General features: G+C 54.0%; 15 protein-coding genes. 11 read left to right on the plus strand and 4 right to left on the minus strand.

All coding sequences use genetic code 11. The features are described from left to right. Nucleotides 1–433: 433 nt before the first annotated feature. On the plus strand, nucleotides 434–1,837 hold the full coding sequence (locus HCH_RS18880) for a sigma-54 interaction domain-containing protein (protein ID WP_011398007.1): 1,404 nt from the start codon (nucleotides 434–436) through the stop codon (nucleotides 1,835–1,837). Between the two features lie 3 nt (nucleotides 1,838–1,840). On the opposite strand, the gene HCH_RS18885 is transcribed toward HCH_RS18880, so the two are convergent. Continuing rightward, the gene (locus HCH_RS18885; protein ID WP_011398008.1) at nucleotides 1,841–2,815 is read right to left on the minus strand and encodes a hypothetical protein; all 975 of its coding nucleotides are present in this window, start codon (nucleotides 2,813–2,815) and stop codon (nucleotides 1,841–1,843) included. A 349-nt stretch (nucleotides 2,816–3,164) separates the two neighbouring features. Between HCH_RS18885 and HCH_RS18890 the strand changes: the two genes are divergently transcribed. The 6 genes from HCH_RS18890 (at nucleotide 3,165) to HCH_RS32545 (ending at nucleotide 14,786) form a co-directional block, all read left to right on the plus strand. Further along, entirely contained in the window at nucleotides 3,165–3,617 is a 453-nt protein-coding gene (locus tag HCH_RS18890; protein WP_011398010.1) for a response regulator, read from the plus strand. A gap of 5 nt (nucleotides 3,618–3,622) precedes the next feature. Continuing rightward, nucleotides 3,623–5,338 carry a GGDEF domain-containing response regulator gene (locus HCH_RS18895; protein ID WP_011398011.1) on the plus strand — a complete coding sequence of 572 codons (1,716 nt, stop codon included), beginning with the start codon at nucleotides 3,623–3,625 and terminating at the stop codon, nucleotides 5,336–5,338. Between the two features lie 45 nt (nucleotides 5,339–5,383). Further along, entirely contained in the window at nucleotides 5,384–7,423 is a 2,040-nt protein-coding gene (locus HCH_RS32540; protein ID WP_011398012.1) for a sensor histidine kinase, read from the plus strand. Nucleotides 7,424–7,583: 160 nt separating this feature from the next. After that, nucleotides 7,584–9,206 carry a CocE/NonD family hydrolase gene (locus tag HCH_RS18905; protein WP_011398013.1) on the plus strand — a complete coding sequence of 541 codons (1,623 nt, stop codon included), beginning with the start codon at nucleotides 7,584–7,586 and terminating at the stop codon, nucleotides 9,204–9,206. A gap of 217 nt (nucleotides 9,207–9,423) precedes the next feature. Beyond that, nucleotides 9,424–11,997, plus strand: coding sequence for an autotransporter domain-containing protein (locus HCH_RS18910; protein WP_011398014.1), 2,574 nt, complete (start codon nucleotides 9,424–9,426; stop codon nucleotides 11,995–11,997). Between the two features lie 164 nt (nucleotides 11,998–12,161). Next, nucleotides 12,162–14,786 (plus strand): CHASE domain-containing protein, encoded by a 2,625-nt coding sequence (locus tag HCH_RS32545; RefSeq protein ID WP_011398015.1) that lies wholly within the window; start codon nucleotides 12,162–12,164, stop codon nucleotides 14,784–14,786. A gap of 1 nt (nucleotide 14,787) precedes the next feature. Here HCH_RS32545 and HCH_RS32550 read toward each other — a convergent pair whose 3' ends face one another. From HCH_RS32550 to HCH_RS32555, 3 genes are all read right to left on the minus strand, one after another. Beyond that, nucleotides 14,788–16,278: a serine/threonine protein kinase gene (locus HCH_RS32550; RefSeq protein WP_011398016.1), complete on the minus strand. Its 1,491-nt coding sequence runs from the start codon at nucleotides 16,276–16,278 to the stop codon at nucleotides 14,788–14,790. Nucleotides 16,279–16,560: 282 nt separating this feature from the next. Continuing rightward, nucleotides 16,561–18,450, minus strand: coding sequence for a caspase family protein (locus HCH_RS18925; RefSeq protein ID WP_238384916.1), 1,890 nt, complete (start codon nucleotides 18,448–18,450; stop codon nucleotides 16,561–16,563). 224 nt (nucleotides 18,451–18,674) lie between these two features. Further along, complete coding sequence (locus HCH_RS32555) at nucleotides 18,675–19,601, minus strand: hypothetical protein (RefSeq protein WP_148212625.1); 927 nt, start codon at nucleotides 19,599–19,601, stop codon at nucleotides 18,675–18,677. Between the two features lie 376 nt (nucleotides 19,602–19,977). On the opposite strand from HCH_RS32555, the gene tssA reads away from it, so the two are divergent. The 4 genes from tssA (at nucleotide 19,978) to tssC (HCH_RS18950) (ending at nucleotide 24,999) form a co-directional block, all read left to right on the plus strand. Then, complete coding sequence (tssA, locus tag HCH_RS18935) at nucleotides 19,978–21,255, plus strand: type VI secretion system protein TssA (protein ID WP_011398020.1); 1,278 nt, start codon at nucleotides 19,978–19,980, stop codon at nucleotides 21,253–21,255. A gap of 79 nt (nucleotides 21,256–21,334) precedes the next feature. Then, nucleotides 21,335–21,868 (plus strand): type VI secretion system contractile sheath small subunit, encoded by a 534-nt coding sequence (gene tssB, locus HCH_RS18940; RefSeq protein ID WP_011398021.1) that lies wholly within the window; start codon nucleotides 21,335–21,337, stop codon nucleotides 21,866–21,868. After that, complete coding sequence (gene tssC, locus HCH_RS18945; protein WP_011398022.1) at nucleotides 21,868–23,361, plus strand: type VI secretion system contractile sheath large subunit; 1,494 nt, start codon at nucleotides 21,868–21,870, stop codon at nucleotides 23,359–23,361. The genes tssB and tssC (HCH_RS18945) overlap by 1 nt, the downstream gene beginning before the upstream one ends. Nucleotides 23,362–23,490: 129 nt before the next feature. Next, entirely contained in the window at nucleotides 23,491–24,999 is a 1,509-nt protein-coding gene (tssC, locus tag HCH_RS18950; RefSeq protein WP_011398023.1) for a type VI secretion system contractile sheath large subunit, read from the plus strand. The last annotated feature ends 1 nt before the right edge of the window (nucleotide 25,000 follow it).

Here is a 25,000-nt window from a genome sequence, read left to right on the forward strand (position 1 = left end):
GAGAAACGATACTGCAATAGCTTTAAATCCAAACGCTTTGACCATAGCCACGCGGTACAAAGCGCTAGTTTTAGAGAAAAGCCTTCATCCAATTTGGAAAAAATTTTATTCAGACCAACCATCAACTCGTCAGTCATCATGGTTCACTGACAGGCGAGTGAGTTACCACTTGTTTATGGATATTTTGTAGTTGCGCAGTGGAACAATCGCCGTACCCCGGACTGCGCTTACTCCCGTGTCCTTATTGATAAATAACGCTTTTTGGCAGCCTGCATCTTTTTCTCAATCTCCCTGCAAAGTGAAAATTTCGAACTATACTAAAACTCCCTAGCAGCGCTTTAGGTTAGCGGCGCACTCTTATGGGCGCGTTCCCTCAGTGCAGTCATCGGCGGACGCGACTTGGACAATAGCAAGAACCGCCTGGAGCAGGCATATGGAAACCTTGGACTGCATCGCCTTTAGTTCTTCATCGCAGCACCACTCTGAATTCAGTCGCATTCTGCCTGAGCTGGGCTACCGTCCACAGTTTGTGTCCGGCGACGCCTGGCTGAATCAACGTCGGACTTGTTCAAGCGCTATTACCCTGTTTTTACTGGGGGCCCAACCGTATCCCAAAGACGCCATTCTCGCCGCCCTGACGCCAGAGCAGCGCGGCCGCAGTCTGTGTGTGTGCAGCTCCGAGGCGGAAGATTGGGACGCGGACTTCATGCAGCGTTTCGACGAATTCGTGCGCTGGCCCTGTCACAAAGCGGAACTGGCCTTGCGACTGGACCGATTACGCCATCGGGAAGACGGTGGGAACGATCCAAATGACTCCCACCAAGAAGCCGCTTTATGGGAGCAGTTCGATGCGCTGAATATGATCGGTCGCTCCGCCTCGTTCACCGCTACGCTACGACTGATCGCCCGGATCGCGGGCTGCGACGCGCCAGTTCTGATTGAAGGCGAAACCGGAACGGGTAAGGAAATGGCGGCGCGGGCGATCCATTATCTGGGGGAACGCAGCCAGTTCCCGTTTATTCCCATTAATTGCGGGGCATTACCAGAACAGTTACTGGAAAACGAACTGTTTGGCCACGCCAAAGGCGCTTTCACCGACGCCAAAAGCGCCCAGCCGGGATTAATCGAATTAGCCAATCGAGGAACCCTTTTTCTCGACGAGATAGACAGCCTCTCCGCCAGAGCCCAGGTCGCCCTGCTCCGTTTTCTGCAAACCCGTGAGTACCGCCCGCTAGGCTGCGCGGGATATCGTACAGCGGATATTCGCGTGATCGCGGCCACCAACGCCAGGTTGGCGCAAAAAGTGGCGCAGGGAGAGTTTCGCGAAGATCTGTTCTTCCGCCTGCACATCCTGACGTTGACCATGCCGCCTCTGCGAGGTCGCAAAGAGGACATTGAACTGTTGTCCCGATATATGCTGCAGCGCTTCAGTCAGCAATACCGTCGCCCCGAAAAAAAGCTCCGCCCCGAGACCTTACAGGCTCTAAAGACCTACGCTTGGCCAGGAAATGTGAGAGAGCTGGAGAACCTGCTACAACGGGAATACCTGCTCAACGACAACGCGGAGCTGCAGTTCTCTCTGCCCTCATCCACTGGCGTCGCTGCGCCAGAGTGTGAAATCAGCTTCGAAGCTCAACCCTTCAATGTCGCCAAGAGCGCTGTCGTTCGCCGCTTTGAGAGTGATTATCTGAACTGGTTGATGGAGACCACGCGCGGAAACATCAGCGAAGCGGCGCGCCGATCAGGTAAAGAGCGCCGCGCCCTGGGGAAAATGATCAAAAAGCATGGTATAGATAAAACCCGCTTCAGGGCCTCGTCAACAAAAGACGGGGCCTGAGGCTTACTTGCGTCTCCCGTCGCGCTTCTTCTTTCTCAGGTCTTTCCACCCCACGCTCCAAGGCGTGTTCAACCATTCAAAGAAACGCCCCATCACGCCTGAAGGACTTTTGGGCGGTGATTCTGGCCGAGGAGACTTATTGGCGTTCGGCTTCTCGTTTTTTACTGGCGTCGGCGGAGCCGCCTCGCGACGTTTAACAGCTTGTTCCTTCTCTTGCGCAAGCTCCTTCTCTTCTGCGCTCTTCGTCACCGCGCCCGGGCGCGGCGTTTCCAGCTCAATCTCTTCGATTGGCGTGGGTAAATCGGCCAGACTTTTACCCGCTTGAATGTGTTCCAGATTTTCCATCAGCGCGTGGTCCACCGCTTCCAGCACCTGACGCTGCATCGCCGTGCATGTTGGGTTGCTCAGCATGACGCCAATGCCCTCGTGCATACTGACAATCTGCTCTTCCGCTTGCTTGCGACAACTTTTCTCCTGCTCGCAAACCCGGCTCAAACGTCGCTTGATATCCTCGACGGGAAGGCTGATCTTCAATGGCGCAATCTTCACGCCGCGTCGTTCCAACAATACCCGCATGGCGATGGAGGTGCGCGCGTAACGGCTGAAATCACCTACCACCTGATTGATTTCTTCAAACTTTTCGTCGATCGCCTCCTCCGCGTCCACCAACTGCAAAGCCATTTCCGTCACCCGGCCGAGATTGCTCTGCACGTGGTCGTCCAGGTTACCCAAGCGAACTTTAACCTCGGAGTCAGGCAGGTTGCGGACTTTTCGCCCCAGAGATTCAAATGATTTCAGCGCAGAGGTGGACAGCGTCATCTTCTTCGCGCCCAACTGCAGCACCGCCTGGAAGCTCTGGCGCAGCTTTTCCAAGGAAGACGTCGCTCTCACCAAGCGCAATAACGCGGACCGCTTTTTCTCCAGCACAGAAATCTGTTGGGTGATGGAAGCGGAACCGGAGGTCGTGGATTCAGTCACACAGTGTCCCGGATATCAGTTTTTATGGGTGGTCCTGCAAACGGCATAGCAGTCTGCGCCCGATTTACTACCGGACGCGAAAGTCGTCGCCAGTAAATCTTCAATGCTTTCATTTTCCGACAATTATCAGTTTAGACTACAGCAAAAATGACGCGAGGCCGCCGTGAAGACCATCTGCTCGGGCGCGGCGGGGTTATGCAGCCGAGCCTGTTAAAGCAGTTTTGTAAATATGTAATAAGAATGAACCGCTTGCACTTACGCCAAACAGCGACTATTTGTCTATAGTTATACGATGAGATGCGGCGCTCTCAATTAGCAAGGAATTTCTATTTTTCTCAAGGCGGGAGTCATGACAGGAAACCAGTCCACCCGGCTTATTCTGGTGGTCGAAGATAGCATGGATGATTATGCCGCCATGCAACGCGCCTTCGCCAAAGCGGGATTGATCAACCCCATCGTTCACTGTCAGCTGGGAGAGGAAGCGCTGGACTACCTGTTCGCGCGTAACCGTTTCAAAGACAGAGCCGAGCTACCGGCGTTGATCCTGCTGGACCTGAACCTTCCTGGCATTGATGGCTTTGAAGTTCTCAAGCAAGTCAAAAGCGACCCCAAATTGCGCCGCATTCCTGTGATCGTACTCACCACATCCAGCGATGAAAGGGATATCGCCCGCTGTTACCTCTTTGGAGCGAACACCTACGTCTGCAAGCCCGTGGATCTTTCCGGTTTGATTCGAGCGGTCAGCGAGCTCAAGCAGTATTGGTTTGAAATAGCAGTTCTTCCACGCAGTAATGAGGAATGAATGGAATGCGCGGCGACACCTCCCTGTTGATCATCGAAGACTCTTCCGACGATCGCTACCTATACCGAAGATTACTGGCCAAATATCAGGAACCCTTTTCCAGCATCGAGGAAGTGGAAAGCGCGGAAGAAGCGTTGGAAATCCTGCAGCACCACCGACCGATATGCTGTTTACTGGATTATCAACTCCCGGGCATGGATGGCCTGACGTTCCTGCGTAAGCTAAAAAAGTTGTGGATCGACGACATGATCCCGGTCGTCGTACTGACCGGCCAGGGAGACGAGTCCATCGCCGTGCAACTGATGCGCAATGGCGCCCATGACTATCTGGTGAAGGGCGACCTGACCGCCGAATCGCTGCACCGCGCTATCGGCAACGCTGTACGCACCTGCAGTCTGCAACACCAGTTGAACTACATGGCGCACTTCGACGCTCTGACCGGACTTTTGAACCGGGCGCTATTTCTTGACCGTCTGCAGCTGGCGATCAAGAAGGCCGAGCGCAATAGCTATGAATGCAGTCTGTTCTATTTGGACCTGGATCATTTCAAACCGGTCAATGACTCCCTGGGCCACGACGCCGGCGACGCCCTGCTACAGGCCGTCGCCGGACGCATCAAGTCCGTAGTGCGGGAAACCGACAGCGTCGCCCGCATCGGCGGTGATGAATTTGTCGTACTGCTGGAGAATGTCGACGTCAACATCACCCGCAACGTCGCGGAAAAACTGTTGGAGGAAGTCAATCGGCCCACTCATATCGCAGAGCATGAAGTGGCCGTCAGTTCCTCCATTGGCATCGCCCGCTACCCCACCACAGCGAAATCAGCGCAGGAACTGCTGAAACATGCTGATCTCGCGCTCTATGCCGCCAAGGGGCGCGGACGCTCTACGTATCATGAGTTTTCCCAATCGCAAAAGGAAATCTGGCAGCGCAAGCAAGCGCTGGAAGCGGCTTTGCCCAAAGCGATCGCCAAGGGAGAACTTCAGCCCTACTTCCAGCCCATTGTCGACATTCCCGGTGAGCGCCTGCGCGGGTTTGAACTGCTGAGTCGCTGGCCGATGTCGGATTATCCCAATATCCAGGCGATGGAGCTAATCCAGATGGTGGAAGGCCTGGGACTAATGGAGCCGTTCAATGAGTGGCTGATCGACGAAGTTTGTGGTAAAGCGGTGTTGTGGACGAAGGAGTTCCCGGATATCTCTCTGTCCATCAACATGCCCGCCAACCAGTTCCATAACACCTATTTGGTGGATATGTTTCGCAGCAAGCTAAGTCGCTATCCTATCGATCCCTCTGTCATCGAACTGGAGATCACTGAGACGACGCTGATGCGGCAACCTGACGCAAGCATTCGTTTGCTCAATAGTTTGCATGAACTAGGTCTGCGAATCGCCGTGGACGATTTTGGCACCGGCTACAGTTCCCTGGCGTACCTCACCCGTCTGCCCATCGACATTTTGAAAATCGATAAGTGTTTCTTTCTGGAAGCACAGCACGATGAACGCAATAAGAAAGTCATAGAAACCGTCGTCGCCCTGGGACACCACCTGGGATTGAAAGTGACTGCGGAAGGCATTGAAAGCGACAAGCAATGGAATGACGCCAAGAAATCACGATGCGATCTTGCCCAAGGCTATTTGTTCGGTAGGCCAACACCCTGCGGCAGCCAGTCTTTAAAAGAATTCATGGAACACTTCCCGCGTATTCAGCGAAAGGGCTGAAATCCTCCTGAATACGCCTTTCAAGCGTTTATGGAGTAAACAGCAATGTCAATTATCGACCGGCTTCTCTCCGGCGACTATATGCCCCATGGCCACTGCCTGCTCTGGCAATATGATCTGCTGATCATGCATGTGGGATCGGACCTGGTCATCGCCATCTCCTACTTCAGTATTCCCCCGGCTCTGCTGTATTTCATTTATCGCAAGCGACAATTTGAATTGAACTGGACCCTCGCTCTGTTCGCCTGTTTCATCCTGTTTTGCGGTATGACTCATGTCATGGAAATCATCAATGTCTGGAACGGGTACTACTACGCGGAAGGCGCCCTCAAGGTTGCTACGGCGCTGGTTTCCGCAATCACCGCGATTGTCATTTGGCCCCTGCTGCCGAGAATCACCCAACTTCCTTCATTCAATGAGTGGCGCGAGCTCACGGATAACCTGCAAAACAAACTGGCGTTAAGCAGCTTACGCAGTGACGAGTTAACCCAGGTTAAAGCCTATCTGGAGAAACAGGTGGCGCAGCGCACGGAGGAGTTACAAAACCTCAACCGTTGCCTGGAGCGAGAAAATATTGAGCGCCGGATGGCGGAAGAGCGAGCCAACACCATCAGCAACGCGGTCGGTTATGGTCTGGTGGTAGTCAACAACGATGGCCTGATCCAGTCCTTTAATTCCGTCCTGACAGAAATGCTGGGATATTCCAAAGAAGAACTTAAGCAACAGCCAATTGAATTGCTGCTGCCGGAAAGCATCCGCCATCAACACCAGATTCAACGCAACGCCTATCTGAAACGCCCTGAAACCAGGAAGATGGGAGTGGGAAGAGATTTATGGGCGCGGCATAAAAATGGCGGACAGATCCCCGTTGAAGTCGGCCTGACCGCCGTCCACGAGTATGACAGCTATACCATTATCGCCACCGTCATCGACATCACCGAACGTAAGCGTATGCAGGAGCAAATCGAGCAGGCGCACCAGAAATACATCCGCGAAACTAACGAAATCCAAAAAGCGTTGAAAGAAAGTGAGGCGAAATTCCGCACCATCGCAGAGACCCTGCCCGGCGTGGTCTGGATGTCGTCGCCGGGAATCGACCGCATCTACTTCATCAACCGTCGCTATGAGGAAATCTGGGGGCGCAGTTGCCAGTCTCTGTACGAAACCCCCAAAGGCTTTATCGACGCCATCGTGCCGGAAGACCGCGACCGCATCCTTAAAGGTTTGGAACGCCACAAGCAGGGCGAATGGTCCCACAACTACCGCATCATCGACGCCTGGGGCTCCTTACGCTATATCGAAGACAAAGGTCATGGCGTGATGGACGAAGATGGGCGCCTCATTTGCCTGATCGGCATGGCGGCGGACGTCACAGAGCAGATCAAACACAAGGAAGCGTTGCTGCGCTCCAATCAGGAGCTGGACGATTTCGCTTACATCGCTTCACATGACCTGAAAGAGCCGCTGCGCGGCATCAGCAACTACGCCTCTTTTCTGATCGAAGATTACCAGGACAGACTGGATGACAACGGCCGTCAGATGCTGCGAAGTCTGGTGCGTCTGACCAGTCGCATGGAGCGCTTGATCACCGAACTACTGCATTACTCCCGCCTGGGCAGAACCGATCTGTCCATAGAAAGCTGCAACCTGAACACGGTGGTCACCGAGGTTATCGAGACGCTGGAGCCGCGCCTGAATGAATTGGGGGTCGCCTGCCGCATCGCCAACAAACTCCCCGAAATAAAGTGCGACCGCGTAAGAGTGGCGGAAGTGTTCCGCAATCTCATCGCCAACGCCATGAAATATAACGACAAAGAGGAAAAATGGGTCACGGTGGGCAGCTTCGAGGAAAACGCCCAGCGCATCTTTTACGTCAAGGATAACGGCATCGGCATCAGCTCTAATCTATATGAGAAGATCTTCAAAATATTCAAACGCCTTCACCCCCAGGATAAATATGGCGGCACCGGCGTCGGCCTGACCATTGTGAAAAAAATCGTGGAGCGGCATGGCGGTCGAATCTGGCTGGATTCCTCCAGTGGTGAAGGCACGACCTTCTACTTCACTCTGGATAGTCAGAGCTGACCTTAACGCAGTTCACAAAAACGCGCGCCCTCACCCGTTCGGGTGAAATGAACGACGTTTATTTATGGAATACTTTGTCAGGTCCTCCCCCGTTGAAGGAGTACGTTAGCGCGGAAGGACCACACACAAAACAAAAATAACATGACAAGGATACTCCCCCATGAACGTCACGTTTCGACCTGTTCTGTTATGGATTCTGTTAGCGTTCGGTTGGTCTAACCTCGCCAGCGCCAATATCTGCGTCAATTTCGACCTGCCTGATCACGCCGATTACCGCTTTAACGACGACATCAAGGTCACCGCCCACGATGGCCTCTCTCTCGACGCCAACCTGTTCACCCCCAACACGCCGCCCCCGGCGAACGGCTACCCTACGGTGATATTCATCAACAGCTGGGTGTTGGACGAACATGAATACTTTCTGCAGGCCGCCAAGTATGCGCAAAGAGGTTATCAGGCCTTGAGCTACAGCTCCCGAGGCTGGGGTTGTTCCGAGGGCGTTGTGGATGTAGCCGGCCCCAATGATATGGCGGACTTGTCAGCCATGGTGGATTGGCTGTTGGCCAACACCCAGGCCGATCCCAACGCCATTGGCGTCACCGGCATATCCTACGGCTCGGGCATTGGCCTGTTGGGCCTGGCGCACGAACCGCGCATTAAAACCGCCGTCGCCATGAGCACCTGGGGAGATCTGGTGGAATCGCTGTACGCACAGCAAACTCCCCGTTTGTTCTGGGGTTTTTTCCTGGTCTCCAGCGGCTTGATCACCGCCAATATGGACCCGGTCATCGCGCAGAACTATCGCAATCTGGTGGAGCATAAAAATATTCCGGAGACTATGGCCTGGGGCTATGAACGCTCGCCCTCTCGAGTCATTGATCAGATCAACGCTCGCCAGGCGCCGGTATATCTGGCCAACAGCTTCGGCGACAACCTGTTCCAACCTAACAATCTATTGCGTTTCTTTGAACAGCTTAGCGGTCCCAAGCGTCTGGATCTGAATCAGGGTACGCATGCGTCCGCCGAAGGTCTCGGCTTGCTTGGCATTCCTAACTACACCTGGGACAACGCAAGAGACTGGTTTGACTATTGGCTGAAAGGCGAAGACACCGGCATCATGGCGCGCCCCCCCCTGACCATGCTGACCGATCTGAAGCATAAGCGGGAAGAATACGCCGCGTGGCCCATCCCTGGCGCGCAAACGCGTACACTCTACATGCATCCTAGAGGCCTGCTCAGCAATGGAGGTTTATCAGACGCGCAATACGACTCCTGGTTGAACCGGACTAACACGATCTATTCCGGGCTCGATTCCGGCGCCAGCACCGGCATCCCCCTTCTGTCCGCGCTGCTGGATGGGCTGGGCCTGCCAGTTTACGCCTCCATGCCGCTGATCAATCGCGTTCACGGCATCGTCTATCAAAGCGGTGCGCTGTCGGAAACCCTGAAAATCCGTGGGGCGGCGAAAATACATCTGAATATCGAGCCCAGCTACAGCAAAGTACAACTGAACGCTTATCTGTATGATGTCGATGCCTTAGGGATCGGCAAGCTGATTACCCATGCGCCGGCCACACTGCACGACGCTACGCCCTGGCGGGATCAGAGCCTGGATATGGAGTTGACGGCGGCGGCTTATGACGTCCCCGCCGGACACCGCATCGCTATTGCTTTCGATACCTTCGATATTCTTTACGGCCCGCCCACGCTGACGCCTTACGCCGTCAGCTTCCGCCACAGCAACGCCGCACAGTCCTATCTGGAGCTGCCGGAAGCGCCCTGAGGCCGCTCACGCTTATCGCGAACCAATCCGGCCCTGATGGGGCCGGATGCGCAAAAAACATCTGGAAATTTCCTACACGATTTCATAGGCCTCGCCTACACTTTCCTAATTAAACGCAGATCTGGCCCGCCAGCGGTAGCTGCTGAAGTCTTGGTCACGGCCGCGATAATCGCATTGACAGCTGTAACATCCTCAAGAAGAAGGCAAGGTACGCAACATGACGCTCAGACTACGATCTCTTCTCAGCTCCACGCTTTTTTTGCTACTCAATTGCATTGCTTCTGTCTCCCTAGCCGCCACTGCGGTAAACGACTCCTATATCGTCGACCCAGGAGACGGGCAAGAGAAACTGGTCGTCACTTACAACGACACGATCGACATCAGCACACAGGAAGCCATCAACGCCGCTAAAATTACCAGCGTGTCAGCTCTGAGCAATAGCTCTGCGGGCAGCGTAGCGATTGATACAGACGATAATTTGTCTGTGAATTTCGTGCCTAACCCCTCCTTTTCCGGAACTGTAACCTTCACCTACACCCTGCAGGATATCCGCGGCGCCAGCACAGCCACGGTTACAGTGGATCTAACAGTAGAAGCAGGCAGCCTGCAGGCGTTGGATGACAAATATCTGGCGGGACGGGAAGCCATTACCATTTTCCCACTGGAAAACGACGTCAAACCCAGCGGCAATCCATCGGAATTCACCATAGACACCCCGGAGCAAGGCTCACTCACTCAACTTAGCGGCATCAGCGGACTATACAAGTACACCCCTCCCAGCGATTTGACCGAGCCCACTGATGTCGTAATCAACTACACCGTCACCTACGAAGGTGTAGGAAGCAGCACCGCCACAGTCACAATTTCCGTCGATCCTGATTCAGAGCCCCTGCTGGCGGGCGCCAAAGATGAAGAGCAGGAACAACTGGCGGGCGTACTGCAAGCCGCCTGTGACGCCAATTCCGCAGGTATAGTCAGGGAAACCGATTCCACCTTCGAAGCCACCTGTAATGCACTCGCCGCTTTGAGCGATTCGGAAAGATCGGATGCGCTGGAGCAAATCCTTCTGCGTCAGATAGGCGCTCAGGCTGGCGCGATGAAAGAAGCCGCCGCGTCACAGGTAAAAAGCCTCGGCGATCGCCTCAGCAACCTGCGCAATGGCTCTACTGGTTTGAGCCTGATCGGCCTTCGTACTGAGGTTCAAGGACAGAATTTCAGCGTTGGTAAACTGTTAGGCGTCACCGGAACCGGCGGCGGAGCGGGCGACGACGACCTCATGTTTGCGGATAACCGACTTGGGGTATTTATCAGCGGCTCACTGATATTTGGCGACGCTGACGCACACGGCGATCAACGCGCATACGATTATGACGCGCAACAACTACTCGCCGGCGTCGATTATCGCTTCACCAACAAATTAATACTCGGCTTATCCGCTGGTTACACCACAACAGAGAGCGAGGAAAACAACTCCGTCACCAAGTTGGAGACAGATACCTGGAACCTCGCCTTCTATGGAAACTATTACCCACGCGACAACTGGTACTTTGACTGGATCGCGGGCTATGGCGGCGTCTCCATTGACTCCACTCGCGCCGTCAACTTTCCTGGCGTCACATCGACGTCCAAAGGCGATACCGATGGCGATCAATGGAACGCCGCCATGGGGACCGGCATTAATTATCAGGTTCAGCAGTGGCAGGTCGACGCCTTCCTTAATATCGAATACCGCACGGTCAATGTAGACGCTTACAGCGAAAGCAACGACGCAGGATTGGGGCTGGACGTGATGGAATACTCTACGGACCTCATGACCGGAACCCTGGGCGCACGGGTCAGTCAGGCGTTGAGTTACGACTTCGGCGTACTGATTCCGCAACTTGAGCTAGCGTTCGTGAACGAGTTAAAAAACGATCCGACCGAAATCGAAGCGCAGTTATCGATATTCCCAGAAGCGGGCTCGTTCAAGCTACAAACAGAGGAAGCGGATAAAACTTATATGAACGCCGGTTTATCGCTCACAGGCGTTTTCAAAAGTGGCACATCCGCCTACGTTCGCTACGGAACCGACTTCGCCCGCGACAACCTCTCCACCGACGTCTGGCAGGCGGGCGTGCGCATGGAGCTGGGCGGGCCGCAAGCAGAAAGCGGCGTCTTCCACACGCTTGAAGGGCAATCCATCGCTCCGGGGATTATGGTGGGCACCTTGGGCGCAGGCGTCAGCGTCACCATTCCTCTGCATGACCTGAGTTGGAACATGCGCGGCATGATCAACGGATTCTCCCACTCTGTCGACCGTTCTCTGGACGACGTGGATTATGACATCGATATTGATCTGGAGTCTTACGGCCTCATCATGGACTGGCATCCATTTGAGGGCGGCTTCCGCGTCAGTGGCGGCTTATTCTCCAATCGGAACGAGTTCACCGGTACCGCCACGCCGACAGAAAATGTGGAAATCGGGGACTTCACGTTTACCCCCGAACAGGTTGGCACTCTGCACGCCAAGATCGACTATGACCGCGCCATATCGCCTTATCTGGGCATTGGCTGGGGCAATGCCGTAGCGCCAACCAAAGGATGGGGCTTTAACGCGGATCTGGGAGTATTATTCACCGACACAGCCCAAGCGCATCTGTCGGCGGATAGCCCGGCCGCAGACGCCAATCCGGCGCTAAAAGCACAGTTGGAGAGCGAATTGGCGAAAGAAGAGGACAATATCAATAACGACGACCTGGATAACGCCAAGTACTGGCCAGTCATCGCCATTGGCGTCACCTATCAGTTCTAGTTGCGATCGCGCTCACGCCGACGGCGCGCCCGACGCACGCCGTCGCGTCCATGGACAAGAGGCGCAAGCCTCCTTGACAAGTTCAGTCTCGCCAACTGAACTTTCCATAAGCGTCAACGATCAATCGGCCGCCTCGGCGGCGGCCAGTAACGCGTTTGAAAAGGATGGCGAGTATCACACATCAACCCGGCAACGCACTCTGGGCCTCCGTCGCCCCTATGTTCAGACGCCGCCTACTTGCCGCCTGGGGCGTGTTGATCGCCAGTTTGGCCATGGTGGTTCTGGCCGCCGGCGTTATCCGCAATCAAGAACAGCTGAGCGCCGAGCGACAATTCCAACTTTATGTCGATGAGGTTTCATCTCTAATCACGCAGCGCATGCGCGACCACGAGCAAATTCTGCTCGGCGGCGGCGCGCTGTTCAAAGCCAGCAATGAAGTAAGGCGCGACGAGTGGCGTATTTATATCGAAAGCCTCAACCTGAATAAAAACTACCCCGGCATTCTCGGCGTCGGCTATTCCATCGTCATTCCCAAACACGAACTCGCCAATCATATCGCAACCGTAAGAGCCGAAGGCTTTCCCAACTATGTCGTCAAACCTCAGGGCGATCGGGAAATTTACTCCGCTATTATTTACCTGGAGCCTTTTCTGGGGCGCAACCTGGCCGCATTCGGTTACGACATGATGTCCGAGGAGACCCGCGCGGCCGCCATGCGACAGGCTGCAGTTTCAGCGGAGACCGCTCTGTCCGGTAAAGTCACGTTAGTGCAGGAGACACATGGAAAGGTGCAGTCCGGCTTTCTCATGTACGTGCCTATTTACGCCAAAGGCGTGGTTCCTGAAGCGGAACAGGCGCGCTGGCGCGCCCTGCAAGGTTTCGTATATAGCCCCTACCGCATTGACGACTTGATGGCCGGCATCCTCGGACCGCGCCGATTACAGATTTCATTTCGCATCTACGACAACAACACGATCAGCGATGAAACACTGATGTTCGAAACGGAAGAAAACGACTTTCACTCAGGACTGCAGGAGATTGAAGGGACGCCTCCTCCCCGCTATACCGCTACTCGCACTCTGACCTTCTATCAACATGACTGGACGGTTGTGTTTCAGAACACGCCTGCGTTTGAAGCCAACGCTATTTCTCATTTGGATAAATTGGTGGTGGGGCTCGGCGGGGTGGTCAGTCTATTGTTGACGCTGCTGGTCTGGTTCCTGTCATTTAGACGGGAGCAAGCGTTAGAGCTGGCCAAGCGTATGACCCAAACCATTCGCGATAATGAGACTCGCCTGCGCCAAAGCGAAGAACGCTACCAGTTGGCGGTGCGCGGCTCCAACGACGGGATCTGGGACTGGAACCTTGAAACCGGCCACATGTATTACGCGCCTCGCTTCCAGGCCCTGCTCGGCTATGAGGAGGGCAGCTTCAGCAACACCTTTACCGAATTTGAGCAGAAAATTCATCCCCAGGATAAAAACCCGGTTCTGCAGGCGATCAAAGCGCATCTGGAAAGCGAATCGCCCTATGACATTACGCACCGACTGCTGACCCGCTCCGGCGAGTGGCGCTGGTTTCGCTCTCGGGGCGCGGCTATCCGCAACAAGGAGAATGTCGCCATCAGAATGGCGGGTTCAATCTCCGATATCCACCAACAAAAACTGGCGGAAGCAGAGGCGGAAGAGCACGCCCAACATACCCAGGCGATTCTTAATAATATCAACGACGGCATCATCACCGTGGATGAGATTGGCTTCATCGCTTCCTTCAATCGGGCGGCGGAGCGTATCTTCCACTACAACGCAGACTCAGTCATCGGCTACAACCTCAAACGATTATTCGCTAACTATTCCGACAATGACGCTTCGGAATCCATGTCGGACTATTTATCCGCCTCCCTACGCAGTGACGCCAGCGGCGAGGAACAAGAAATAGAGGGCGTCCGTCAGAATGGCGAGCGCTTTCCTGTGGGCATATCCGTGTCTGAAGTGCACCGTAGAGCGGAGCGTTTATTTATTGTGGTGGTGCGGGACATTACCGAACGCAAGCGTGTCGACCGCATGAAAAATGAGTTTATCTCTACTGTCAGCCACGAACTGCGCACCCCGTTGACGTCCATCACCGGGGCGCTCAGCCTCCTGTTGAACGGCGCCGTGGGTCAACCTACAGAAGAGTTTTCCCGCTTTCTGCAAATCGCCTATAAAAACAGCCAGCGACTCGCCCTGCTGATAAATGACCTATTGGACATGGAGAAGATCACCGCGGGCGGCGTTAAATACAGCTTTTCCGTCGAACCGGTAATGCCATTGGTGGAGCAATCCATTGACACTAACCGGGTATATGGCCAACAGCACGAGGTGGAGTACAAAATCATTCACCGGGAAGACGCCAGCCTCATTAATGTGGACCCGTTAAGATTTCAGCAAATACTGGCTAATTTTCTCTCCAACGCCGCCAAATTCTCTCCTCAGGGCTGTACTGTGGATATATCAGTCCAACGCAGGGAGAACTATGTGCGCATCTCCGTCACAGATCGCGGCCCCGGTATTCCCCCAGAATTTTATACACGTATATTCAAGAAGTTTTCCCAGGCGGACTCCTCCGATCGCCGCCAGAAAGGCGGCACCGGACTGGGCCTGTTCATCTCCAGAGAGCTGGCTAAAGGCATGCGCGGACGTATTGATTTCGAGTCTGAAGTCGGCAAAGGCGCGACTTTTTATGTGGAGTTGCCTCTAGCGTCGGGTTCGATCCAGGATGCTGTCGCTCCCGAACCGGAAGAAGCCTGAGCTACTTTTTCAACTGCGCCGCCAGTTTTGATAACTGCTCGGAAGTGGGAAACAATTGGCTGCCAGTGGTGGCTTCCGCCAGAGCCATTTGCGATTCTCCCTGATCCCTCAGCTCGCCAACGCGGACTACCAAGTCATGCTCCAACGTCTTGAGCCCCTCTTGGGCTACTTGGTTGGCGGGATCGATTTCCAGCACAATCTTATAAGCGTCGTAAGCGCTGGAACCGGAAGGCGTCACCAAGCGCCCTTGCAGACGATGCACCTTGGCGACTTTCAATAGCCGGTCGATCTTGGCGGATACCTCCGGATTCAGGCTCTGCACTTCATTACTGGCGGGGCGCACGGGATTGGTCGTTCCCGTCGCGGCATTCGAAGATATCGAACCATTTTGGCTATTGTCAGAACTGGATGTATTGCCGCCGTTAACATTATGGTTATCAGCATTATCCGTATTCGCCTGACTGACCGCAGCCTCCGTTCCATTGACGGTACGCGGAGTCAGCTTAACCGGCTCCACTGGATGCGACACGCCATTTTGCTCCACCGGCGGCATTAAAACGTAAAGCAGTCCTGCCGCCGCTACCGCCAGCAAACCACCCACGCCAGCGAACATTGGCCCCTTGACGCCGCCGCCTTTTTTACCGTCAGCCGCCTGCATCAGCGCCTGAATGAACTCTTCCGCAGACTGGTAACGTTTCTCTGGACTCTTCTCCAGCGCCTTAACAACGACAGCGTCATAATACTTGGACAATGTCGGTATCAGCATCGAGGGCAGTTCGGGTTTGGCGTGCAGAATTTTCTGCATGATCGCCGTCGGCGAATTAGCGTTAAAGCAATGCTCGTTCGTCAGCAATTGATAAAAAATGATGCCTGCAGCGAACAGATCCGAACGCGCATCTACCGGCAAACCCTGGCATTGTTCAGGAGACATATATCTGGGTGAGCCGATAATCGTGCCCACCCGGGTCAGCTCGGAGGATTCCAGTTTGGCGACGCCAAAGTCAGCGATTTTCGCCACGCCGTTTTTAGTGATGAAAATGTTCGCGGGCTTCAGGTCCCGGTGAATAATGCCATGTTCATGTATGTGCCCCAGGCCAGACAGCACATCCGTCATGATTTTCAGGGTTTTATCAATAGGAAAACGCTGGCCGTCATCGAGAGCGCTTTTGAGTTCATAGCCTTCCACATATTCCATGACGAAATAAGGCGCGCCGTCCTGATCGCCAGCGTCAAAAACATTAATGACATTGGGATGGGAGATCTTGCCCGCCGCCCGCATCTCGTTGCGAAAGCGTTCACGAAACTCCCCCGTGACATCCGCGCCCAGCAATTCCGGCAGCAGCACTTTGACAGCGACAATACGCTCAAAGTCAGGGTCAAAACACTGATACACCACCCCCATCGCGCCGCGCCCTAGTTCGCGCTGCGCCTTGTATTTGCCGAAATACTGAGAGTCCATTGAGGCGGGATCGAAAATTTGCGTATCAGACATCGTTCAATTACTGTTCAGCGCTGTCAATTAATTCAAAGGGTTAAGTCCGCTTATCCAAGCAATTCGTTTGCTCGCGCAAACGGCGCCAGGGAAGCGCTATTAATATAACTATAGCGTCAAAACCCGAAGAGCCTGGAGTAAACCGGAAATCATCAGAGGAAAAATAATAACGTCTTACTGTCAGTTTCATCCAGCAAATTAATGCGCTACAAAAAAGTGACGCATGCGATAGGAGAAATAAAAGGGGCGGTAGAAGTCCGCCCCGGAGAGAGTTAAGCCAATTTACATGGACTTCGCTTTCACGAAAAAGAATTCACCTGCTTCGTGGCCCGCGTATTTGATCGCGCCATAATCTGGAATCTGATCAATACCGAATTGCTGTGAACGCTTACGCACATCGCCAAGCACGGAGATAAACAAACGATTGCCGTCCATCAAGCCGCTATTGCTGTTCAGCGCTTCAATAAACGCCCTGGCGAACACGGAATGATCACCGCCGCCGCTATCCAATACCGGACGCACGCCGCCTGACGTCAACACTGTACGAGCCTTAATGTCGACCATCAGCTCCAGCCACTCTTTCTGCAGTTCATTCTCAGCCACTGCGCTCTGACGCGCGACGGATGCGGTGGACAACGTACCTGCGTAACAGGAATCCGCCACCACCATCACATGCTTGGCCTTGAACGTATTCAATTGATCGGAAATCGATACGTTGGACAGCCAGTTAGCCGTATTGCCCGGCTCCGCGTCCACCGGCAACCAGTAACCGCGATCATTCTGCGCGTCCAACTCGCCATGGCCTGCATAGTAGATCAGCAGGTTGTCGTGCTCGGTCAGCTTTTCACGCATTTCGTTCAGCGCCGACAAAAGCTCATAACGCGTAGCGTTGAGCAGCAATTTAGTATTAAAGCCATATTGCTTGCTCAGCATTTCAGCAATGGTGCGAGCATCTTTTTCCGGGGTTTCCAGGTCCGTGTAGTAAGCATAATCACGGTTGCCGATCACCAGCGCGTAATAGCGGCCGAAGCTGATGCCGTCGAATTTGGGCGACTGCGAACTGGCGTCAAATTCGATTTTCTGAGTACGGGCTTGATTCGCCGCCTGCTCCAGAAACATGGAGAAGCCAAAGCCAACACGTTGATCCACTTTATCGGTAGCGTTCATGGCGACGTCTGTTTTACGCCCCTGCACCGGCACCTTGATGAAAAACAGGTTGAATTCATCCACATCGACTTTTTTGCCGTTAACCGTAAATGACTTCAAGCCTGCGGGAGATTCAACTTTACCGATGATTTCTTTTTCGCTCACCGCATTGCGCAGCAAGACAGTCGGGCCGCTGCGAGTCAGCGATATTGGCGGGTCCAGGATCTGAATAGAAGGCGGCGCCAGAGTTGGGTCGAGACTCGCTACTTCCAGCGTCGCCGGCGTAGCGGCCTGATTCGCCTTATCACGCTGCTGCTTAGCTAACTGCTCCGCCCTCTCCTTCTCGGCGGCGCGGCGCTTTTCAGCTTCAGTTTGCGCTTTGTATTGTTCCAGCTTACTTACCTCGCCCTGCAGATTAGACAGTTCTTTCTGCAATGCTTCATTGGCGACAATAGTGGAGGCGTATTGCAGGTTGTCGCTGTCCAGGCCAGAGGCGCGGCGATACCAGTTCAACGCCATGACCGGATCTTTATTAACGCCCAGTCCTTTTTCGTAGAGGTTGCCCAGGTTAATCTGCGCCCGGGTGAAGTTCTGGTCCGCGGCGCGGCGATACCAGATGGCCGCCACTTCATAATCCGGCGCCAATCCCAGGCCTTTTTCATAAATCTCGCCGACGTAGGTCTGCGCTTCAGCATCGCCAGACTTGGCCTGCTCAAGCCATACCTTTAGCGCCGTCGAATAATCCGCCCGGTCGAATGCGGTGAATTCGCCTCCGCGGATAGCGCAATCGGAAGCGGTCGCTTTGACGGGGCGGCGGGCGGTCAAAAATCGGGCGTTGGCCCCTAACTGGCGAATCTGCCCTGGCAACAGACAATCCACCACCATTAATTTATCCGCCTCCGTTCCCTGATCGCCAGCCTTATCCACCGGCTGACTGCTGCACGCAGCCAAGGCGCCCGCCGCGACCACGGCAGGCAGGCCCCATCCGGTACGCTTTTTCAATGACCCGTGCTGTTTACTGCTCATACCTTGTCTGCGTGTCATAATTCATCTCACTTTTATCAACGCTGCTGTACTGCCCTGGCGTCGTCACGGACGACGCCTCCTGCTTATCCGAACAGGCAACAGATAAAGCGACGTTCTCACCTAAAACCCTGAACGCCGAAGCCCCGCCTCCGCTCGTGACAAAAAATATATTTTTACAAATAAAGTATTGATCGCATCCGACGCCTGCGCAACGCGATTATTGTTTATCTTTGTCGGCTTATAGTTGCTTTTAGCTGAGAAATCGCATCATTTATCTGCGGCCAATAATGTCGCCAGTCGCTATGTTTTGAAGCCGGACCCAATTGAAAAGTCGCCTGCTGCCTTGCAGCTTCCTTTTCTATCCATTCCGGTTTCACGGTTTCATCTCCGCGGGCGGCCCAATGCGATTGCCTCACATCGCGATTAAGAGGCGGCGATGCAGCTGGATCGAGTGATCCGGTCAATGGGGAAAAATCATGCCCTGACGTCCACGCCGCCACATTCAAATTCCCGGATAACGTCATCACCGCTACAGTATTACTCATCCGCGCCGCCAGCAGCATCGCCAACGCCCCACCGCCGCTGTGCCCCAGCAACAGTAATGGGCGATCGCCCGCTTTCATTCGCAGAACCTGCGCCATCGCCGTCACGACTTCTTCACTGTACCGACCGTGCGTATACCAATAGGCGAAACACGACTGCGTTTCTGGCGGTTCTTCCACATCCCAGGGCGCAGGGGGAACGCGTCTTGACTTGGCGCCGAAATAACAAGGTCTCCCCAAATACAACGCCTCCCCCGGCCATTGTCGATACCAGTCAAACATCAGAGGATCTGGAGAAGTTGGATCGGAGGAGATGCGCCAGGGACGGCTCCAGGGCAGGCCATCTCCCTCCAGCACGACAATCAAGGGCGCTTGCATGTCCAATCTCTCACTCATGCCGCCATGGTCCATGAGAGTTCCGTTTTTATACGCCAGCCACATGTTGAAGTCGTCAGCGTTCACATAGCCCGCTCCCCCCTCTTTCACTTCCGGCGGAGTGGCCAGCCTTGCACACCCAGTAACAAAAACACACAATAAAGCCGCCAGTAAAGTAATGAATTTACCGCGCTTTTTCTTCTTATAAAGGCAATGCGTAAAACCCCACGTCAAATTATTCAGTCCTGCTTTTTTCAAATTATTCCAACCTTTAAGAAAGCGCATTTTCGTCCAGAAAGCAGACCTAAAAATGGGGCCCGCCAAATGCACGACATGCAGCTAAACCATTTGCCCTAATCCCAAAAGGAAGCTTTTAAAACAAAGGTCTAGCGCCAAAAAAGTAAGGGGGCGAGCTAGCTTGAAAGTGAATACTTTAGTATATTAACCCGCCTTTCCGGAACCCTGGACAAGGGTTGTGAGAAGCCCCCTGCCAGACGTGACAAACAAGGCTCACGACCGGCCGATGTCTTAAACAGCATTGATTTCAGGGAAAAATCGGACATACTCCTCTATTTCCGAGCGCCGAACGATTTTATGGAGTAAATACATTATGGCGTCTGACAATATTATTGAGTTAGAGCCTTTCTTCTCGCCAATCAGTGACGAGAATCCATCCGGAACCGACCTAAGAGATGAAAACGACAGTGACTTCAGCGCCGCCAAGGCCGCACGTCGCAAAGTCGTATCTCTGGCCAAGGCTGCGCGCTTTGACGCCAACGGTGAACTGGAACTGGTTGAACAATGGCGGGAAATCCGTCGTCTCGCCCCGACGATTCTTAAACGCAAAAGCAAAGACCTTGAAGTCGCCGCCTGGTTTACCGAGGCGTTACTGAAACTGGAAGGCTTCACCGGACTTCGCGACGGCCTTCAGATCATTAAAGGCTTGGTCGAAAACTTTTGGGACACTATCTACCCGCTTCCTGACGAAGACGGCGTGGAAACCCGCATTTATCCGCTGATATCGCTCAATGGCGAAGACGGCACAGGCACCCTGGTCCTGCCAATCAAAAATACGCCGTTGACCGACGACACGGAAAACGTGCTGACGCTTACCTCTTACGGTCGCCTTCAGGACGCTCTGGATATCGAAGATCCGGAAGAGCGCATCCGTCGCTTTGAAGAGCTGAGTCTCAGTGAAGATATCGTTAACCAGCAGCTCCTCACTGTAAGCCCTGACAAAGCGCAGAATGTATATGAAGATATTCAGGAAGCGCTGGCGTTATGGCAGGAGATCGGAGAACTGGTCGACGCCAAGTGCGCAGAAAGCGGCAGCAAAGCCAGCCTCCCCACCAGCGGCGTTAAGAATGCGCTGCAGGAAGTCGAGGAGCTGTATAAGCGACTGATGAAAAACAAGCTGCTTTCTGATGATGAAGAAGCGCCGATACAAACCAATGACGGCCAATCAGGCGGGAACACTGGCGGTGGAGGCGGTCAGCAAATGAGAGGCGGCGTTGCGCATGGTCCCTTCAGAAGCCGTGAAGACGCCATCAATCATCTGTTGGTGGTCGCCGAATACTTCCGCAAGACAGAACCGCACTCCCCCCTCTGCGGAGCCATTGAAAGAGCCGCCAGCTGGGGTAGAATGTCTATTCAAGAACTGCTCATGGAGCTGATACCTGACGAAGAAGCGCGGGCGCGCTATGCTTTAATGACGGGTATTCAAATTGGCGAAGACGCAGCTCCGATCGGCCAGTTATCGCAAACCGCGAGAGCGGTCACCATTCCTGAGCCAAAGGCGAAAGCCGAGGGCGCTTCCGAGCCGGAGCAAGGCACCGACAACGATTGGAATAACAGCGGTGGCGGAGGAAGCGGCGACAGTAGTTGGTGACAAATCAACATATTAAAGGGTTAAAAATTTTTTTGACGCTTAACCGGATACCTACAGCTAAATCAAAGAGGACTTAATAATGTCAGATAGCCTACAGGATAAATTAAACAGAGTCCGTAAACCGAGAGTGCACATTACTTATGATGTGGAAACCGGCGGTGCGGAAGTTAAAAAAGAGCTGCCATTTGTAGTTGGGGTCATGGGCGATTACTCAGGCGACAACACTGACGCCAAGAAATCCCTGAAAGAGCGCAAGTTCGTCAACATTGACCGTGACAACTTCAACGAAATCATGGAGAAAGTCTCTCCGACTCTGGACCTCAAAGTAGCAGACGAAATTTCCGGCGACCCTGACAAGCAAGTAGGCATGAGTCTCGCCTTCAATTCCATTGAAGATTTCGAACCCCAGAATATCGTTAAACAAATTCCGGCGCTGAAAGAGTTGCTGGAAGCGCGCAACCGCCTGCGCGACCTGCTGAGCAAGGCTGACCGCTCTGAGGAGCTGGAAGGCCTGTTGGAGCAGGTTCTATCTGACGCAGACAAAATGGCGGTATTGAGCAAAGAAGTGGAAGAGCGTAGCCCGGCCAAAGATGAAGACGGAGGAGATGCCTAATGAGCGACGCAGAATTACAAGGTCAGGAATCCGGAGCAGCGGAAGAGTCCAGTTCCAGTCTGCTGGATATGGCGATTACCGCCACCAAACAAACCGAGCCTGAACAAGCCCAGGACCTGATCGCAAACCTGGCGAAACAAGCGGGCGCAGGTATGGTCAAATGGGACCGCAACCTCACCGTCACTATCAATAAAGCGATTGATCAGATTGATGCGTTGATGTCCAAGCAATTGGCGGCCATCATGCACGAGGACAAATTCCAGAAGCTGGAAGGCTCCTGGCGCGGCCTGCACCACCTGATCATGAATTCAGAGACCAGCTCCTCGCTGAAAATCCGCATGCTGAACATCGGCAAGCGCGAGCTGTACAAAGATCTGGACAAAGCTGTTGAATTTGACCAAAGCCAGATCTTCAAGAAGATCTACGAATCTGAATTCGGCACCGCAGGCGGCGAGCCTTACGGCGCGTTGATCGGCGACTTCGAGTTCTCCAACCATCCGGAAGATATTGAGTTGCTGCAAAACATGGCTGGCGTTTCCGCCGCCGGTTTCTGCCCTTTCATTTCCGCCGCAGGCCCACAGATGTTCGGCTTTGACGACTTCACCGAACTCTCCACGCCTCGCGATCTGGAGAAAATATTTGAGACCCAGGAATACATCCCCTGGCGCAGCTTCCGGGATTCCGACGACTCCCGTTTCGTCACCCTGGTTATGCCCCGCGTACTGTCTCGCATGCCTTATGGCAGAAACGGTAAGTCCATCGAAGACTTCAACTACGAAGAGCTGCCGATCGACTCCAAGACTGGCAAAGCCGCTAACGTCGAGCACGACAAGTTTGCGTGGATGAACGCGGCTTACGTCATGGGCACCACCCTGACCCAGGCTTTCGCTGAGCACGGCTGGTGTGTGGCGATCCGCGGCGCGGAGAATGGCGGTAAAGTGACTGGCCTGCCTTCCCACTTGTTCGTCAGCGATGACGGCGACGTTGACCAGAAGTGTCCGACAGAAGTGGGCATCACCGAGCGTCGTGAAGCGGAACTGTCCAAACAAGGCTTCCTGCCTCTGTTGCACTACAAGAATACCGACTATGCCGTATTCTTCGGTTCACAGACCTGCCAGAAGGCCAAGAAATTCGACAAAGCCGACGCGACCGCCAACGCAGCGATTTCCGCAAGACTGCCTTACATCATGGCTACCTCGCGCGTCGCTCACTACCTGAAGGTCATGGCTCGCGACAAAATCGGTTCCTTCATGGACGCCAAAGGCGCAGAACGCTGGTTGAACAACTGGATCAACACCTACTGCAACAGCAACCCGGACGCATCGCCCGAATCCAAGGCGAAGTATCCGTTGGCTGAAGCGCGCGTTGAGGTTAAAGAGAATCCAGAATCTCCTGGTTCTTTCAGCGCCGTCGCTCACCTGCGCCCATGGTTGCAAATGGAAGAGCTCACCACTTCTTTACGTCTGGTTGCGGAAATTCCTAAGTCTGGTTGATAAAACCGCTCAGGAACAGTAAGCGACATGCTTGGGCCGGGCCTGCTCTCTTGGAGTGCAAGCCCGGCTTAAATTTTAGAATTAAACCAATAAATAAACGTTTTCCGGGCAGACTTACGCAAATCCAAGATGCAGAATAAAGTATCTCCAAACGACACCCCCATGCCGTTTACCTACGGTGTTGCGCAGAAGCGCACGCAGGGGCCGAGCTCCGCCGAAGTCATCGCGCTCAAGAAGATACTGCAATGGATCAAGCTTCCAGACTGGTGTTACGAGGACAAAGCCGCTGGTAAGCCACTGGATTACGACTACTTGATTCTTTGGCTGCAAAGAGCCGTCGCCCAGATCGACAACAAGATCATCAACCAGGTCAATCATATTCTTCATCACAGCAAGTTCCAGGATTTGGAGCGCGCATGGCGCAGCCTGTATGACGTAGTGAGCTATGCATATGGCCGCAAACTGGTGAAGATCCGATTTCTGGATATCACTTGGTCGGAAATCACCAAAGACGTGAACCGCTCAGTGGAATTCGACCAAAGTCAGTTATTCCATAAGATATACAGCGAAGAATACGACGTGCCCGGGGGCGAACCCTACGGCATCATCGTGATGAATTTTGAGGTGGCCCATAAACCCTTTGCGGGACACCGTTTTAACGATATTCCAACCTTGGAGCGTCTGGCTGAAATCGGCGCGGCCTCTTTCTCGCCGATACTTCTTAACGCGGCGCCCCAATTGTTTGAAATGAACAGTTTCCCGGAAATCACCAGCCCGATCAGCCTGAAGCAACTCTTCAGCGAACAGGACTACATTGCCTGGAACAGTCTACGCGATCACCCTGACACACGTTTCCTGGGTCTGACTATCCCCCGGGTGCTGATCCGCAATCCCTATTCCGTTCAAATCGCCCCACACGGCGGGCTGCTTTTCTCAGAAAAGCGCGCTCAGGCCTCCAATGAAAATTATTTATGGGGATACGCCAACTTTGCGCTGGTCAAGGTATTGATACGCGAATTCACCGAGGTAGGTTGGTTTTCGCATATTCGCGGCTTACTTCGCGACCACATGGCGGGTGGCGCTGTCGATAACCTAGTGGTGGATGCATTCTCTACGGACGCCAAGAAGATCGCGCACAAGCCGATTGTTGACGCCGTCTTTTCCGACGAGCGCGAGCGTGCGCTCAGTGAACATGGACTCATTGCGCTATGCCAATGCTACGATGTCCCCATGGGCGTGTTTTACAGCACCCCGACCCTGCACCGACCAAAAGTATTTCAGGACAGGATCGCCAGCGCCAACTCCAGGCTGTCTTCATTGCTGCAACATGTTTTGTGCGGCTCCCGTTTCGCCCACTATATCAAGGTGATCACCCGCGATATGATCGGCTCCGTCAGGCGGGCGGAAGACTGCGAGCGCGAACTGCAGCGCTGGCTGACTCAATACGTGACCTCGCAGGAGGACGCGGACTGGTTCATGCAGGCGCGCTATCCGTTGCGTGAAGGCTCGGTGCAAGTCAGAGAGATTCCTGAGAAGCCCGGCTCTTTCGCCACCACTATTTACTTGCGTCCGCACTATCAGGCCGATCGTCTGGTATCGGAGCTACATTTGACGACAGAGGTTAACACCGCTAGTTAAG

The sequence above is a fragment of the Hahella chejuensis KCTC 2396 genome (assembly GCF_000012985.1).
GTDB classification, from domain to species: domain Bacteria; phylum Pseudomonadota; class Gammaproteobacteria; order Pseudomonadales; family Oleiphilaceae; genus Hahella; species Hahella chejuensis.

What these genes read in the sequence shown, in the direction of transcription:
- HCH_RS18880 (WP_011398007.1), top strand. Translation starts at nt 434, where the DNA reads ATGGAAACCTTGGACTGCATCGCCTTTAGTTCTTCATCGCAGCACCAC.
- HCH_RS18890 (WP_011398010.1), top strand. Translation starts at nt 3,165, where the DNA reads ATGACAGGAAACCAGTCCACCCGGCTTATTCTGGTGGTCGAAGATAGC.
- HCH_RS18895 (WP_011398011.1), top strand. Translation starts at nt 3,623, where the DNA reads ATGCGCGGCGACACCTCCCTGTTGATCATCGAAGACTCTTCCGACGAT.
- HCH_RS32540 (WP_011398012.1), top strand. Translation starts at nt 5,384, where the DNA reads ATGTCAATTATCGACCGGCTTCTCTCCGGCGACTATATGCCCCATGGC.
- HCH_RS18905 (WP_011398013.1), top strand. Translation starts at nt 7,584, where the DNA reads ATGAACGTCACGTTTCGACCTGTTCTGTTATGGATTCTGTTAGCGTTC.
- HCH_RS18910 (WP_011398014.1), top strand. Translation starts at nt 9,424, where the DNA reads ATGACGCTCAGACTACGATCTCTTCTCAGCTCCACGCTTTTTTTGCTA.
- HCH_RS32545 (WP_011398015.1), top strand. Translation starts at nt 12,162, where the DNA reads ATGGCGAGTATCACACATCAACCCGGCAACGCACTCTGGGCCTCCGTC.
- HCH_RS32550 (WP_011398016.1), bottom strand. Translation starts at nt 16,278, where the DNA reads ATGTCTGATACGCAAATTTTCGATCCCGCCTCAATGGACTCTCAGTAT.
- HCH_RS18925 (WP_238384916.1), bottom strand. Translation starts at nt 18,450, where the DNA reads ATGAGCAGTAAACAGCACGGGTCATTGAAAAAGCGTACCGGATGGGGC.
- tssA (WP_011398020.1), top strand. Translation starts at nt 19,978, where the DNA reads ATGGCGTCTGACAATATTATTGAGTTAGAGCCTTTCTTCTCGCCAATC.
- tssB (WP_011398021.1), top strand. Translation starts at nt 21,335, where the DNA reads ATGTCAGATAGCCTACAGGATAAATTAAACAGAGTCCGTAAACCGAGA.
- tssC (WP_011398022.1), top strand. Translation starts at nt 21,868, where the DNA reads ATGAGCGACGCAGAATTACAAGGTCAGGAATCCGGAGCAGCGGAAGAG.
- tssC (WP_011398023.1), top strand. Translation starts at nt 23,491, where the DNA reads ATGCAGAATAAAGTATCTCCAAACGACACCCCCATGCCGTTTACCTAC.